Source organism: Anabaena sp. UHCC 0451 (assembly GCF_034931405.1).
Taxonomy (GTDB): Bacteria; Cyanobacteriota; Cyanobacteriia; order Cyanobacteriales; family Nostocaceae; genus RDYJ01.
Window position 1 is genome coordinate 89,316 of sequence record NZ_JAYGHA010000022.1, and the last position, 14,580, is coordinate 103,895.

Annotated in this window: 15 protein-coding genes and 1 pseudogene; 8 read left to right on the forward strand and 8 right to left on the reverse strand. The window is 35.5% G+C overall.

Annotation, left to right across the window (positions count from 1 at the left end):
• Positions 1-26 precede the first annotated feature (26 nt).
• Both VB694_RS16380 and VB694_RS16385 read right to left on the reverse strand, forming a co-directional pair.
• A complete protein-coding gene (locus VB694_RS16380) occupies positions 27-1,220 on the reverse strand; it encodes an NAD(P)/FAD-dependent oxidoreductase (protein ID WP_323361393.1) in 1,194 nt (397 codons plus the stop codon).
• Between the two features lie 41 nt (positions 1,221-1,261).
• A complete protein-coding gene (locus VB694_RS16385; RefSeq protein WP_323361394.1) occupies positions 1,262-1,834 on the reverse strand; it encodes a GNAT family N-acetyltransferase in 573 nt (190 codons plus the stop codon).
• 567 nt (positions 1,835-2,401) lie between these two features.
• On the opposite strand from VB694_RS16385, the gene VB694_RS16390 reads away from it, so the two are divergent.
• A complete protein-coding gene (locus tag VB694_RS16390) occupies positions 2,402-2,794 on the forward strand; it encodes a hypothetical protein (RefSeq protein WP_323361395.1) in 393 nt (130 codons plus the stop codon).
• 193 nt (positions 2,795-2,987) lie between these two features.
• Here VB694_RS16390 and VB694_RS16395 read toward each other — a convergent pair whose 3' ends face one another.
• Positions 2,988-3,233: a ChaB family protein gene (locus VB694_RS16395; RefSeq protein ID WP_323361396.1), complete on the reverse strand. Its 246-nt coding sequence runs from the start codon at positions 3,231-3,233 to the stop codon at positions 2,988-2,990.
• A 188-nt stretch (positions 3,234-3,421) separates the two neighbouring features.
• Positions 3,422-5,053 (reverse strand): DUF655 domain-containing protein, encoded by a 1,632-nt coding sequence (locus VB694_RS16400; protein ID WP_323361397.1) that lies wholly within the window; start codon positions 5,051-5,053, stop codon positions 3,422-3,424.
• A 105-nt stretch (positions 5,054-5,158) separates the two neighbouring features.
• Here VB694_RS16400 and VB694_RS16405 point away from each other — a divergent pair, with 105 nt between their 5' ends.
• Positions 5,159-6,322, forward strand: a complete 1,164-nt coding sequence (locus VB694_RS16405; RefSeq protein WP_323361398.1) for a cysteine desulfurase family protein — start codon at positions 5,159-5,161, stop codon at positions 6,320-6,322.
• A 133-nt stretch (positions 6,323-6,455) separates the two neighbouring features.
• Entirely contained in the window at positions 6,456-7,184 is a 729-nt protein-coding gene (locus VB694_RS16410; protein ID WP_323361399.1) for a Uma2 family endonuclease, read from the forward strand.
• Here the strand turns inward: VB694_RS16410 and VB694_RS16415 are convergent.
• Complete coding sequence (locus VB694_RS16415) at positions 7,181-7,759, reverse strand: Uma2 family endonuclease (protein WP_323361400.1); 579 nt, start codon at positions 7,757-7,759, stop codon at positions 7,181-7,183. The two genes, VB694_RS16410 and VB694_RS16415, sit on opposite strands and share 4 nt — an antisense overlap.
• A gap of 128 nt (positions 7,760-7,887) precedes the next feature.
• On the opposite strand from VB694_RS16415, the gene VB694_RS16420 reads away from it, so the two are divergent.
• The 3 genes from VB694_RS16420 (at position 7,888) to VB694_RS16430 (ending at position 8,989) form a co-directional block, all read left to right on the forward strand.
• Entirely contained in the window at positions 7,888-8,142 is a 255-nt protein-coding gene (locus VB694_RS16420; protein ID WP_323361401.1) for a hypothetical protein, read from the forward strand.
• 127 nt (positions 8,143-8,269) lie between these two features.
• A complete protein-coding gene (locus VB694_RS16425; RefSeq protein WP_323361402.1) occupies positions 8,270-8,521 on the forward strand; it encodes a hypothetical protein in 252 nt (83 codons plus the stop codon).
• Positions 8,522-8,593: 72 nt separating this feature from the next.
• Positions 8,594-8,989: a type II toxin-antitoxin system VapC family toxin gene (locus VB694_RS16430; RefSeq protein ID WP_323361403.1), complete on the forward strand. Its 396-nt coding sequence runs from the start codon at positions 8,594-8,596 to the stop codon at positions 8,987-8,989.
• 210 nt (positions 8,990-9,199) lie between these two features.
• Here VB694_RS16430 and VB694_RS16435 read toward each other — a convergent pair whose 3' ends face one another.
• Both VB694_RS16435 and VB694_RS16440 read right to left on the reverse strand, forming a co-directional pair.
• Positions 9,200-10,369 carry a tetratricopeptide repeat protein gene (locus tag VB694_RS16435; RefSeq protein WP_323361404.1) on the reverse strand — a complete coding sequence of 390 codons (1,170 nt, stop codon included), beginning with the start codon at positions 10,367-10,369 and terminating at the stop codon, positions 9,200-9,202.
• A 717-nt stretch (positions 10,370-11,086) separates the two neighbouring features.
• The gene (locus VB694_RS16440) at positions 11,087-11,917 is read right to left on the reverse strand and encodes a phytoene/squalene synthase family protein (protein ID WP_323361405.1); all 831 of its coding nucleotides are present in this window, start codon (positions 11,915-11,917) and stop codon (positions 11,087-11,089) included.
• A gap of 525 nt (positions 11,918-12,442) precedes the next feature.
• Between VB694_RS16440 and modA the strand changes: the two genes are divergently transcribed.
• Complete coding sequence (gene modA, locus VB694_RS16445; RefSeq protein WP_416233486.1) at positions 12,443-13,189, forward strand: molybdate ABC transporter substrate-binding protein; 747 nt, start codon at positions 12,443-12,445, stop codon at positions 13,187-13,189.
• A gap of 365 nt (positions 13,190-13,554) precedes the next feature.
• Here modA and VB694_RS16450 read toward each other — a convergent pair whose 3' ends face one another.
• Entirely contained in the window at positions 13,555-14,004 is a 450-nt protein-coding gene (locus VB694_RS16450; protein ID WP_323361406.1) for a phosphate-starvation-inducible PsiE family protein, read from the reverse strand.
• 375 nt (positions 14,005-14,379) lie between these two features.
• Between VB694_RS16450 and VB694_RS16455 the strand changes: the two are divergent.
• Positions 14,380-14,580: pseudogene (locus VB694_RS16455) on the forward strand (hypothetical protein); the annotation flags it as partial.

A 14,580-nucleotide genomic window follows, 5' to 3' on the forward strand; every position in this document is an offset into this window, starting at 1 on the left:
TGTTCCCTGTTCCCTGTTCCCTAATTCTACTGAGAAAGGGTTTTAATGATTGGACTAACCAACCAACTAAACCCAACTTTTAATTGATGTTCTAAAGTTGGTAATCTGTACAAGTAAGCTAACCGACGGGCGAGGTATGCTAAAGGACCATCTAGTTTAATTCCCAAACCTGTGAGGGTAGCGTTATCTATTCCCAAGGCCATCATTTCTCCTAACTGTTGATAGTGGAAGGGAAGTAAAGGACGATTGGTTAAAGATGCCCAAATGTTCCAGGCGGTATAATCGGCTTGTTGAAATGCTACTTGAGCGGTGGCGGGTACTTGCTTTCCTTCAGCATCAAGACAGTCTGCTAAGTCTCCTAAAGCGAAAATTTCGGGATGTTCTAAAACTTGTAGTGTGGGTGTGGTGGTAATTTGACCGCGCTGATTTTGCTTGAGGGGTAGATTTTTTACTACTGGGGAAACTTTTGTGCCGACTGTCCAAATTACCAAATCCACAGGAATTGCATCTATTTGATCTTTATATTCTAGAGAGATGGTATCTTCTGCAATTGATACTACTTTGGTTTCTAAATCTATAAATACTCCTCTAGCATCTAAGGCTTTTTTGGCGGCTTCGCGGTTAAATTCTGGGGAAGTTCGTAAAATTTGATCACCGATTTCAATCAGGCGAAATCTGCCTTTTGCTCCGATTCTGTCTGCAAGTTTACAAGCTAATTCTACGCCACTGTAACCAGCACCAACTATGGCAACACGAATTTTTTCAGGATTTGATGCTTCTAATATTCTTAGGCGTTCTTCGAGGTGATAAGCATCAGTGATGGTACGGAAGGGATAAGCGTGATTTGCTGCACCGGGAACTAAATCTAGGGGTGTTTCCCCACCTAATGCTAAGACTAAACGGTCATAGGAAATTCCTGGGCTATCTTGTAACTGTACTCGGTGCTTATCAATGTCAATTTCGGAAACGGTGGCTTGATGAAAGTTTATACCTGTTCCTTGTAGCAGTTCTTGGTATGGTGGGGCTATTTCCCAGGTTTGGAGTTCGCTGGTGAGGAGTTCATAAAGTAGGGGAGAGAAAACAAAGCGATCGCTCTGATCTACTAAAATAATTTCAGGTTTTGGTGTAGTTTCCCAGGGTAACTGTCCCAGGCGTAAGGCGGTGTAGAGTCCACCAAAGCCTCCACCTAGTATACAAATTTTTGTAGTTGCTTGAGTCATGGTTTTTATAGAAGGCTAAATCCCAGCAGGTTCATTTATTCTTAGTGTAATGATTTATTGCGCTCTATTGCCATTAGCCAACAATCCTGATATTTACCTTCGTGTAGATCATGACAGAGTAACAGCTTAACTTTTACAAACCCACATTTTTCATAGCAGCGAATAGCACGAAGATTTTTGACGTTGGGATCAATAACAATTTTAACAGATGGCAGTTGACTAAATATATATTCTATAGTTAAAGAAAGCACTTTTGTACCAATTCCCTGATTCCAATATTGGGTTTCACCGATAAATAAGTCAATTCCATACACATAATTGGTATCTGCTAAAGAATACATTTCTTGAATATGTGGTGGTAATTGATTCAGTTGATAATATTGTAAATAACCAATATCTAGATTTTGATATGAGAAAATGCAGGGAATAAGAGGTTCTTTTCCTAAAATTCTGGGTTGATAGGTTTTGATCACTCTTTCTAAATCATAAGGCTCATCTCTTCCTCCATAAAATTCTAATACTTTTTCATCTGTGCGCCATTTCTCCATTAATTTATAATCATGTTTATGATCTTGCATGGGACGAATTTTAATTTCGTCTTTGATAATTAGCATAGATGATATTTACAGAACTTTTCTTGATTGTAAGCTGTCGCGCTTTTAACTTGCACATCAAAGGCAGGATGCCTACAGCACAAGAGTACAGATGATGTTATTTAGCGATGGCTTCACCCACCGTAGCCATCACTCTTCCGGTGGCTGACCTCACAAACAAAATCGCGTCTCTAATGGGACTTAAACATTTTTGGGTAATAAATAAGCCTCAAATCCTTACAGTACAGGGAAAATATCCAAAATTTACAAGATGGTGCGAAGTTTTGCAATACCAAAATTGGAATAGACTTGATTTCCTATCGATTTATGTGATAGCCTAAATTTATATCGAAACTACTGTTATCCGATAGAGTTACTGGAGTTAAGTAACGGAGTGACAAGCGCACGCTGGAAAACTCTAGTTTTTAGCAACCGTAAATTTCCTGTCTTTCAAATTAATTTCATAATTTTATCATGGGGTTTAATTTGTACTGTCCTCCTCTGGAGGAGATAAATTCATAATCTTTTCACTAACTTCCCCTATCGCCGTTCAAGCAGATATTAATCTTACAAAAAAGAGGAATTTCGATGATTAATAAACAATTATTTTCAGAAAATTCATCTACTACCAATTTTGATCAATTTACTCAACATTTCCCTGTCACTCTCCAGTTAGAAGGCACAGATCCTGGTACAGGTGGCATTAGAATTACCGATTCTGGCACTACTGCTGTCCGTAGACTTGATGCAGCGAGTAATGCAACAGGTGATGCAACAGCGATAGGTGATAATGAAGGGCCTCGTAGCAATCACAACTCTGAAGCAGCGCCCAAACTCAAAGCTATAGACACCATTCCCAAAATGAAGAAGAGGAATTTATTTGTCCTCTTAGGTTCGTTCCTCTTTGTCCCGGTAGCCTTCCTAGCTATGGTGGTTGTAGTTGTCCTGCTTGCGCCAATTGTCGGGGATCAGGAATACTAGGCAAAGGAGAAGAATAAACAATTAAACCCGGATTTCTCACCACAATTCTCAAAGCTTGATAAAATCTCGATTCTGGTTTTTCACACTGCATGAAAAAATGACCTGTCAAAAATGCCCAAAATAAATTTTGCTTAAGGATTATGGGGAATGCGTTCACGGGACTTGTGAGAAATGCGGGTTTTACCTCTTGACCTTAATTACCACCAGACATAACAGCTTTATGATGTATAGCTGGGTCTTCTGGTTTTCTATGCCAGTTACCTTCCCTGTCTGGTTCAAATTCATTGTGAACACTATTCCAAGCTACTTCTAAAGCATCATTTTCACTCATTCCATCACTTGTAGCAGCATTGAAAGCAGCAACAAAAATCTGTTGTGCGTGTTGTGGTAGTCTGTCTTTGATGTCTTGAGGCAATTCCTCTACTTTACTATAAGTCATAAACCTACACCGACTATTTGAGTTGGGTTCATGTTAAATAAATAATCCTACATTTTCATCTTTCTATAAGTAGAGAATTATAATTCCATACTTTTGATAGAGTGCTATATGGGTTGGCTGATTAAGCCTGGTGTAGATGTTATCAAATCTGGTGTCTTTATTTATGCTATTTAAATATTCCTGAATGGCTACCAAGTTACTATCCCATCCCATTTTTCTGTCATCCTAGCACTAATACCCGGTACTCTTTCTACATCTTTTAAAGATGTGAATTTTTGTTGTTGACGGGCAATAATTATCCTTTGGGCTAATTTTTTACCCACTCCGGGGAGGGTTTCTAATTCTTCTTGTGTTGCTGTATTGAGATTAATTTGTTGATTTATTAAATTGGGAATAGATGATTGAGTTTTAATTTGCGGACATTGCTTGAATTGATCATCTATTTTGGCTTTAATTCTTGGTGGTAAACCTGGTTTAATGGTAGTATAAAGTCGGTTAAATTCACGCTGATAATGTGCAGTTAGTGTAGGATTTTCAATGATAACTAAACTTTCATCGTTACCATGATTAGCTGCTTCTGACCAATTATGTGAACCTGTAATTACTGTTTGGTTATCAATTATTGCAAATTTATGATGTAATAAATCACCTTTTGCTAAAATTGGTACTCCCACGGTAGAAATAGGATTTTTCCAAGGATTGTTATCAATTTCATATCGACAATTTTCACTTAAAGCCAAACCCATCATATCTAACGCTTCACTGTAGGAACGGTAAGCAAATAGTGGTTCAATTAATGCTCTGATTTCTACAGTTTGATTATGGCGGTTTTCGAGAAAATTAGCAATTTTTTGCTCTGAAAATACAAATAATGCTAAATCTACATTTTTACTGGCTGTATTTAAGGTTTTAGCAATTAAACCATTACTCGAATTACCCCAAGGTTGAGTTTCAGAAATGGGGGAAAAATTGACAGTAATTTTGCTATTAACTAAATTGATTTTTTGAGGTAACCGCGCAGGTTTTTGCAGTCCAAATTTACTATCTGGTTTTCCTCCTGGTCCATCACCCCACATCAAATTAAATTCTTCTGTAAATAAACTTGCTAATTCTGGACTATCAATTTTTAATAAATTATTGGCATTACCTAAACTACTAGGATTATTAAAGTCTCCTGAAGTATCACTTAATGTAAAATTAGCAGAAGTAATGATCACAAAGCGATTATCAACAATTACAAATTTATGGTGCATTAAACTGCTACCCTTTGAACCATCAGCAGTATCATCTATCCAGAGAATTTTGCTATTTTGGATAATTACTAAAGCATCACGTTGACTAATTTCATCGGATGTGATTTGATGATCTTGATTGATATCAACAAATTTACGAAATTCGTTATATCGGTCTTTTTCTCTTTTTTCTAATTTCTGTATTTCCGTTGTTGTCAAACTACTCCAAGGACGAGAATAGTTATTTTCTAAAATTAACCGGACTTTAACGCCAGATTTGTGTTTTTCTGCTAATGCTTGGGCAATTTTGGGTAAACGCAATTCTTGAACTGCTATATCTATCGTAAATTGAGCTTGGGAAATAATATCAAGAATCTGTTTCTCTAAATCATCTCCTAAGCGGGTTTGCTGACGATAACTTTCTTGATATTCTGAAGATTGAGAATGATTGAAGTAAACTTGAATTAAGGGATCTTGCGGTAATGGTGCTAAAAGCTGATTTGAAGATTGGACTTGTTGACAACCAGAAAGACTGAATATCAAGAGCAAAATATAGGAAAAATATTGGTTTTGGGAAAAAGTAGACACAATAATCTGATACAAAGAAATTAAATGTCAATGTATCTATTATTTCAAAATATTGTCCGATTAATCATGTAGAAAAGTAACTTTATTGACTCAATTATTAATGTTATGCAAATATATCTAGATTACAGTGCTACTACTCCTACTCGTCCCGAAGCGATCGCTGCTATACAAGCAGTATTAACTCAACAGTGGGGTAATCCTTCTAGTTTACATGAATGGGGCAACCGTGCAGCATTAGTTGTAGAAACAGCGAGGATGCAAGTTGCAGGTTTAATAAATGCTGTTCCTGAATCAATTATTTTCACTTCTGGAGGAACGGAAGCAGATAATTTAGCGATTATGGGTGTGGCTCGATGTTATTCTGTACCTCAACATATTATTATTTCTAGTGTGGAACATTCGGCTATTTCTGAACCGGTGCGAATGTTAGAAAATTGGGGTTGGGATGTCACCCGTTTAGGTGTAGATGGACAAGGTAGAGTTAACCCAGAAGATTTAAAATCAGCTTTACGACATAATACAGTTTTGGTATCTGTAATTTATGGACAAAGCGAAGTAGGGACGGTGCAACCAATTTTAGAATTAGGTAAAATTGCTAAAATACATGGTGCTTTGTTCCATAGTGATGCAGTACAAATTGCTGGACGTTTAGCGATAGATGTGAATAATTTACCTGTAGATTTATTGAGTCTTTCTAGTCATAAATTATATGGTCCATTGGGTGCAGGTGCTTTATATGTGCGTCCAGGTGTGGAGTTAATACCTTTGTTGGGTGGTGGTGGCCAGGAGAAAAAATTGCGTTCTGGGACACAAGCAACACCAGCTATTGCGGGTTTTGGGGTAGCTGCGGAGTTAGCGGGAAAGGAATTGGAAGAGGAAAGAATCAGATTAATAAAAATGCGCGATCGCCTATTTTCTCTTTTAGCAGATGTTCCCGGTTTAATTCCCACAGGTGATATGATTCATCGTTTACCCCATCATCTGAGTTTTTATTTAGAATATGCAGATGGGGAAAAAATCAGTGGTAAAACTTTGGTTCGTCAGTTAAATTTAGCGGGAATTGGTATTAGTGCAGGTGCTGCTTGTAATAGTGGTAAATTAAATCCTAGTCCGATTTTATTAGCAATGGGATATTCTCAAAAAGCCGCTTTGGGAGGAATTAGGTTAACATTAGGAAAACAAACAACGGAAGCGGATATTGATTGGACTGCGATGGTTTTGAAACAGGTTTTACAGAGGTTGGTAAATGTGGAATTGGTAAGAAGTTAACCTCTCGTTCCCAGTCTCAGACTGGGAATGCTATCATAGAGTCTCTGACTCTAATCTTACTACAAAAGGCAGAGCCTTTAATAATTCATACCCATACAGAGTATGGGAACGAGTAAATTACCAATTACCAATTATGTATCAAACAGATCCACCCCGTTCTCCTCAAGAAGTATTACCAACGATGTATGATCTCAAAAGTGAAGACCCAGAGGAAAAAGGTTTGCCAGATCAATTTCATTTATTACAACCCCGTTTATTAGACGAAACTTTTAAATCTCCTGTTTATCCTAGCGACAAAATATTTACCGCTAGTGATATGAATTTATATTATGATCCCAATCATCCAACATGGTATAAAAGACCAGATTGGTTTGTATCTGTGGGTGTTTCTCCTCTTTATAAAAATGGCGATTTACGTTTAAGTTATGTAATTTGGCAAGAAGGAATTACTCCTTTTGTGATTGTTGAATTACTTTCACCAGGAACAGAAAAGGAAGATTTAGGACAGACTTTAAGAGATGTGGAAAAACCGCCCACAAAGTGGGAAGTTTATGAACAGATTTTAAGAGTTCCCTATTATGCGATTTTTGACCGTTATACCTATACATTTAGAATGTTTAAATTAGATGGTGGTCGTTATGCGGAGATAGATTTATCAGCGTCAAATTATCGTTTTTGGATACCAGAAATAGAGTTAGGTTTGGGAGTTTGGGAGGGAACATATAATAATATTCAACAACCTTGGTTAAGGTGGTATGATGTTTCTGGTAATTGGGTTTTAACTCCTACCGAAGAGGAGAGAAGACAAAAGGAAAGATTGATAGAACAATTAAGAAAGCTGGGTGTTGAACCTGATATTTAATAGATAATTGGTAGCATCTGGGAAACAAGAATTTCTAAATCAGGAAAATCTAAAGGAGATATTTTTTGATGTTCTGTGATAATTTCTTGATTTTGATAACCTTCATTTGTGGGATTTCTAAATACAATTAATTCGCGTTTGACGACATCTAACACCCAATAATCTTTAATTCCTGCTTGAGAATAAGCTTTAGCTTTGATTTCTGTATCTAATTTGAAACTGCTATCTGCAACTTCAATAATTAAATAAATTTCATCTGTTGTAGGATGATGATCTGCATAGTCTAGGGGATCTATTTTGACTACAGCAATATCTGGTTCTGGTTCAGACCTTTCATTTAATTTTACAGGGTCTTGAATCGCTATCCAAGCCTGATTTTGTAAACGATTTTGTAATAATTTATCTGTTCTTCCCACTGCTGAACGGTGGGCTGTTCCTTTAGCAACCATCCAAATTATTTTCCCTTCTAATAATTCTACTCGTTCACTTGGATCAAATATTCCTGCTTCAGCCATTCTGTGGTATTCATCAACAGTCCACAGCCGCAACTGTAAGGGTGATTCTGTGGTTTGCATAGTTAGTTGAGGTAAATATTTATTCTCTATTATATTATGTTTTATTTGTCTGAATCAGGATGTCCAGGATTTAAGGATTTACAGGATTTTTTCTGACATAATGGAGATAAAGAAACTGTGAACGGATAATGATTACTCAATTAATGGTTCAACCCTCATCTTTAATATCTGCTGGTATGAAGATGAGTGAATTTGGTAATATTTATCTATTTAGATTTACCGATGAGTTACAGTCCCGTTTTGAAGAAATTTTAGATAAGAAAAAAGGTGATACGCTCACTCTCGAAGAAGAAGCCGAATATACAGGTATTTCGGAGTTACAGCGGATATTCACTTTAATTAATGCTCAAATAGCAGCGAAAAGCAAAACTACTTTCTGCTAGTGAACTCAATCCAAATGCAAAGCTATTTTCCCTATTGATGAACTTTTATAAACAAGTTGCAACAATTATTATAAAATGAGATATATTTCTATATATATTCGGTTAAATATAAGGTAAAGTATAAACTATGAAAATTCAAGGAATAATTAAAGGAAATACCATAGAATTATCAGATGTAGTATTAGATAAAATTGTGCTACCTGATGGAGTTAAAATTTCCATAGAAATACCAGATGATTTAATCATTAAAAGACCCAAATGGCAAGAATGGGAAAGTATTATAGGTTTATGGAAAGATGATCCTGAAATTGATGAAATTTTTGATATTATTGATCAGGGACGTCATCAAGATTTAGGACGTGAAGTTAATTTAGATTAGGTTTATAAATTTCAAGATTGATTTGAATAAATCCGAAATCATGAATCATTAATAATAAAAAATCAGGAATTTATGTATTTACTAGATACTAATATTTGTATTGCGATAATTAAGGGTAATGATAATGTTGTATCACATTTTCATGAAAAACATGAATCTTCCTATCTTTCGACTTTAGTATTAGCTGAATTGTACAAAGGGGTTTATTGTTCAAGTAAGGTTGAGCGTAATTTGGATAATTTACAAAGGTTTGCTAGTCTATTGCCAATGATAGATTTTGATGAAAAAGCAGCTATTGAGTTTGGAAAAATTCAGTATGAATTGAGGAAAATTGGTAAACCAACTGGACAATTAGATGCTTTAATTGCTGCTGTCGCTATTGGTCATAATTGTATTTTAGTAACTGATAATACTCGTCATTTTGAAAATATTAGTAATTTGTTAATAGAAAACTGGTTAAAATCATAATTACGAATAAGGAGATATTACTGATAAGCAGATTAATTTTATTTTGGAGGATTTTTATAGAAATGAATAGCAAAAGGCAATAATAGTTAAGATAATCAATGTTGGGTTTCGTGTCCTCAACCCAACCTACTGAATTTTGTATAAGTCTTAAAGAAGTTACATCAATTTTTGAACCCTTTTTTAGCCATTAAACCTAATTCTCATAGCTATTTAATCTATCTTTACTAGTGGAGCGATAATTGGATCAACTATCTTTTGACCTAGTTCATTGAATCTAATTGCTAAAGAGATTCTTTTTCCCAATTCAAAAATATGAGTCACTTGACCACCACCAAATTCTTTGTGAATTACACGATCACCTATATTCCAAGGTTGCGGTAATTGTTTCTGGGATTTATTATCCTCTTGCAGTTCAAGTTCTCTAATTTTATCCAGCGCATATTTGTAAAACTTCTGATCACCTTGTTCATAAAATAAATCAGCAGCTTGTTTAAAATCCGCAATTGCACCTTGTTTATCTCCTAGTTGGGAACGGGCTACCCCGCGATAGTTATAAGCTTTGGAAAAATTTCGGTCAATTTTAATAGCTTGAGTGTAATCCTCGATTGCACGTATAAAATTTCCTAGATCCAAAAAAATGTCACCTAACTCATAGTAAATATCAGCATTATTAGGATTAAGTTGCAATGCTTGATTAAAATTAGAAATAAAGCCTTCATCATCAGCACCATAAAAACACTCAATACCTAATCTAATATATTCTTCTACCTTATGAGTGATTAAACTATCTAAATAGCCACGTAAACCACCAGGATAAAGTAATTCATCTATTCCCACTAAAGCTTTAACACCATAAGAGTTAATTATATTGGTTGGTAAAAATCCTGCCAGAATTAGGTTATATTCAGATTGAGCCTCGCTGACTTCCTCTTGAATTAAAATACAAACTAAAACAGCATTTTTTTCAATTTCTTCTCGGCTAATTGACCATTTAATTGTGTCAAAATTCCCATAACGGGCTTTAACCTGAATACCAATTGATGAATCAGAAGTTAAAGTAAAATCAATTTTTCCATCTCCACCAATGCGTTTTTCATAATCAACCTCAGTGACAAAATCACCTAAACGACTTTTAACAACTTCCTCACCCAGTTTTCCCTTCAAATTATTGATAAAAACATCACGAATAGGAATTGAAGAACTTCGTCTATATTTTTCAGCCATATTCCAGCAAAAATCCCGTAATTGCTTTAACCTCTCTCCAGAGATAACCGTCAACTCACTATGCTGGCCTTCCTTCTGACAATGGAGTAAGTCACCTGATTTAATTCTGGCTATAAAATCAGTCTGTTGTGCTTTGAGAATAGTTATCCAGTCCATTTGTCAAAATTCCCCTTTATCTGACAAAGAATATTTATTTTAGTATTCCCTCTTTAGCAGCAAAAATCACCAATTTAGATCACGAATTAGCCTCTTAACCTATCTCTTCCAGAAGCTACAGCCAAAATTAACACAATCTACAATATTTAAATTATCATCCTGTAAATCCTAAAATCCTGGACATCCTGATGCTGACAAAATTTATACCTGATTACCCCACAAGCAGCAATAGAACCGGAAAAATAAAAAGCTGAACGACTTGCGGCTAAACTTGTCTAACCGCACCATTAAAAATGCCTACAGGGAAACTAATATTCCTCCCCAAAAGCTAATAAATGACCAACAAAAGATGGTAATAAATAAACTTTGCTACCAGGGAACACCTAACCAGTTCATAGGGTGAATACCAGTGATCCAAGAAAGGGTTATACCATGATAGGCGATCGCCCTGCAATGGTTTTAAAACAAGTTTTACAAAGATTAACAAAAGGATGTTTGAAAAGTTTTGGGCGAATATAATATGGCTACGCTACACAAGCCAAGTCTATTTACGTGGACTCATGAAAAATCGAGGGTTTATAACCCACGGAGGTGGGTTTTGTTTGTGTAGCCGCGTTCGCCTTTGGCGTGGCGTAGCCATATTATATTCGCTTTTCAAACACCCTCTGAGGCTAAAAATCCCCGACTTCTTAAACTTATTCTGTATATGAGAGACAGTTAACTAGCTTTGACATTGATATCCATCAAATTTTCAATCAAGGCATAAACATCACTACGACTGAGTTTTTCCTTACCATTAGCTAAAGCATCGAGAGTACCATGAGCTAAGGCCAGAGGAATTTGGCAGAATTGCAAAGCCGGTCCAAACGGTAGAGAGTTGGTATAACTATCAGCCAAGGCCAGATTACGACGAGCATATTTTTGCAGATTGTCGTGATTCCAACCTTCTGGAAAAAAGTCTACACCACGAGTTAAATCCTCAGTATTATTGCGGAGAATATTTACAGCCTGTAAACCTCGGCCAAAACCAATCGCTTCAGTCCGGTTGGTTTCTGTGCCATCATACCAAGACCATAAATCTGATAGTAACAAGCCCACAGCACCTGCTACCCCAAATGTATAACGATCTAAATCAGATTCCGTCTCAACTTTCCAGTTAATTTCTGCCCAAACAGCCATCCTATCTGCCATTGCGGCGGTTGCATCCCAAATGCGAGGTGCAATGCTTTCAGGTGCTAAAATTGACCATTCTCTCACCCGCAGACTCACTTCTGCCAAAGAATCTTCGTATCCACTAAATCCTAGAGAAAAAGCATCTACCGCAAAACCATCAACCCCAGCTTGTAATGTCTGGCTAATATTTCGCAACAGATGTATCTTGGTAGCATTGTCCAATTCTGGATGATCTTCAATTTCATCAATGGCACGCATACACAAGTAGGCTGATGCAACTGCTTCTTGTAATCCTGACGGTAAAATACTTATTGGGATATAAAAAGTTCGACTAGTTTCTTTGAGGATTTGCAAGGCATCTCCACGTAAATCCATTTTGTCACTCCTCTCTTGATGTTCACACCAGATGAATTTCTGTTTTTTGATGATACTGGATTTAGTTTCTACTCAAAAATTTGCAAAACTATCTAGTATTTCATCTAAAAATTAATAGTTTATGGTATTCCAATTAACAAAAATCTCAAATCTATCGAATTCTAGTCTAGTATATAGGGTTTTGGTAACAACCACTTTTTGTTGTCATGGGTGATTTCAGTTTTTTTAGTCAAAAAAAATAACTGTTTTATCAAAATTCATCTGTAGTTTAGGTAAAACGAACGTTGAGAATGATGTTTTTTGACTAAGTAAATATATTTACTTTTTTATACTCAGCAATAGAAGTAAAATGTATTCTAAAAAACAGTTTTTAGAATATAAATATGCAAATATTTACCAACTTAAATGGTAATATTTCTCAAACTGTACTGTGTATTAATTCTTATGAAAGAAAAGTTCTCAAACCACCTTTTATCAGTGAAAAGAAGACGCTTAATAATATCAATTGCTACAGCATTAACTACGATGCTCATAGCAATTGGTTTACCAAACCTATCTTCAGCCCCTGTCGTAGCGCAGTCCAATACCAACGTACTTGTATCGGCTGCGGCAAGTTTACAAGATGCTCTAGAAGAAATTAAACCCCTATACCAACAAACCAACCCCAACATCAAAATTACGTATAACTTTGGCAGTTCTGGTGCATTGCAGCAACAAATCGAACAAGGTGCGCCAGTAGATGTTTTTATATCCGCTGCAAAAAGACAAGTAGATGCTTTGGAGCAAAAAAATCTTTTAGTTCCTGGTACTCGTAGCATCATCGCTAAAAACCGCCTAGTTTTGGTTGTACCAAAGAATGTTTCTGGTGTTAGTAGTTTCTATAATCTCAAAGATGAAAAAGTTAGAAAAATTGCTATTGGTGAACCTAGAAGCGTACCCGCTGGACAATATGCACAACAAGTTTTGGAAAAGTTGAAACTTTGGGAACAGATAAAATCAAAACTGGTTTATGCTAATAATGTGCGTCAAGTTCTAGCATCTGTAGAAAGTGGAAATGCAGATGCAGGTTTAGTTTATGTGACTGATGCAAAAATTTCCAAGAACGTAAAAGTTGTAGTAGCTGCTGACGAAAAATATCACTCCGCCATTATTTATCCATTAGCAGTTATTAAACGCAGTAAAAACCCTGATGCAGCTAAGAAATTTTCCCAATTTTTATCTAGCGATAAAGCTAAAGCTGTATTCAAAAAATATGGATTTATTCTGCCTTAGTTATAAGTAAAGGTCAAAAATTTTTCACTGATTAAATAGGGAGCATCCCAATTTTGTAAAAATAAACCCTGGCTATTAGAAATAGCAGCTATACAAACCAAGTCCGCCTACGCGGACTAATAACCCAAGGAGGTGGGTTTTGCCTGTGTAGCTGCGACTTTCATCTGAAGCTATTTGGGTTTAATAAAATGGCTGAATAAATTTGCATATATCTTGTTCCCAGTATCTCCTTATCTCGTTCCCAGTCGGAGACTGGGAATGTTATATAGAGTCTCTGACTCTGATTTCATATAAGGCAGAGCCTTTATAATTCATTCCCATACAGAGTATGGGAACGAGAATATTATTCTCATCAAATATAATCCTTAATCTTCGCTAACTTTGATGTGTCCAAATGATTTAGATATCCAAGGAATAGCGATAAAAATTCCGGCTAATACTAATAAAAATAGAGAAATTCCAAAAATTTGGTCACGGGGAATTTCTAGTACACCACGTAAAATTATCTCTCGCAAAGCAGAAACAATAGTAATTTCTACTGCTGCACCTACAGATATACTATGTTCTTGAATATAATCAACCAAGAGCCTAAATAATTCCACAAGTATCAAGATAAACAAAATATCAGATGTAACTTGTCGTAAATCAAGTGGATGCAAAAATGAAAGGAACATATCTCCTAACCTGATTAACATCACACAGAATAAGCTTACACATAGAGAAATAACAATAATATCTTGAAAAATTTCTAAATTACGGACAATTCTATCTCGTTGAAACCAACTATTTACTTCTACAAGTATGCGTTTTGGCATAATCGCTCCAGTATATCTATGTTTATCAATTTTTATCTGTGGTAATAAATCACCTTACATGAAAATTCCCGTTGACAATGTTTATCCAAAGCATTAAGAGATTAATTGAAAAATAATCAACTTGTTCTCAAACCTCTTCTGCATAAAGATTAGCAGTCAATCACAACAAAACTTCATGTATTTATGTATATCAATTTATAAAGAAAATATGTGGAAAATTAGATGATATGAAATATCAACTATATAAACATTCATAAGGGAGTGAACAATTATCAGATGGGAATATTTCAAAAATTGACGTGATTTAAAACCTGAACATCCAGAATTCTAGAGATTACGTCAATATCTTGTTCTTTTCAACAAGGACGAAATTATATGACTAAACCACACCTATCTCCAGATGATTTGCCTACTTATAAAACTACGCAAATCAGTGAAGTATTACTCAGTCAATTGGAAGAAGTAACTAAAAAACGCTTTTTTCTATTGTGCGATAATCAGGTACGCATTTTGTTATCCAGTTGTCATTGGTATTTCAAAGTGAATGGTGGAATTTTAATGTTAATCATGGTTGGG

Excerpts from the sequence above, each read along its gene's own strand:
- VB694_RS16435 (WP_323361404.1), bottom strand. The coding sequence starts at position 10,369 with ATGGACTGGATAACTATTCTCAAAGCACAACAGACTGATTTTATAGCC.
- VB694_RS16425 (WP_323361402.1), top strand. The coding sequence starts at position 8,270 with ATGAAAATTCAAGGAATAATTAAAGGAAATACCATAGAATTATCAGAT.
- VB694_RS16420 (WP_323361401.1), top strand. The coding sequence starts at position 7,888 with ATGATTACTCAATTAATGGTTCAACCCTCATCTTTAATATCTGCTGGT.
- VB694_RS16415 (WP_323361400.1), bottom strand. The coding sequence starts at position 7,759 with ATGCAAACCACAGAATCACCCTTACAGTTGCGGCTGTGGACTGTTGAT.
- VB694_RS16450 (WP_323361406.1), bottom strand. The coding sequence starts at position 14,004 with ATGCCAAAACGCATACTTGTAGAAGTAAATAGTTGGTTTCAACGAGAT.
- VB694_RS16395 (WP_323361396.1), bottom strand. The coding sequence starts at position 3,233 with ATGACTTATAGTAAAGTAGAGGAATTGCCTCAAGACATCAAAGACAGA.
- VB694_RS16440 (WP_323361405.1), bottom strand. The coding sequence starts at position 11,917 with ATGGATTTACGTGGAGATGCCTTGCAAATCCTCAAAGAAACTAGTCGA.
- VB694_RS16385 (WP_323361394.1), bottom strand. The coding sequence starts at position 1,834 with ATGCTAATTATCAAAGACGAAATTAAAATTCGTCCCATGCAAGATCAT.
- VB694_RS16405 (WP_323361398.1), top strand. The coding sequence starts at position 5,159 with ATGCAAATATATCTAGATTACAGTGCTACTACTCCTACTCGTCCCGAA.
- VB694_RS16390 (WP_323361395.1), top strand. The coding sequence starts at position 2,402 with ATGATTAATAAACAATTATTTTCAGAAAATTCATCTACTACCAATTTT.
- VB694_RS16430 (WP_323361403.1), top strand. The coding sequence starts at position 8,594 with ATGTATTTACTAGATACTAATATTTGTATTGCGATAATTAAGGGTAAT.
- VB694_RS16380 (WP_323361393.1), bottom strand. The coding sequence starts at position 1,220 with ATGACTCAAGCAACTACAAAAATTTGTATACTAGGTGGAGGCTTTGGT.
- VB694_RS16410 (WP_323361399.1), top strand. The coding sequence starts at position 6,456 with ATGTATCAAACAGATCCACCCCGTTCTCCTCAAGAAGTATTACCAACG.
- modA (WP_416233486.1), top strand. The coding sequence starts at position 12,443 with ATGCTCATAGCAATTGGTTTACCAAACCTATCTTCAGCCCCTGTCGTA.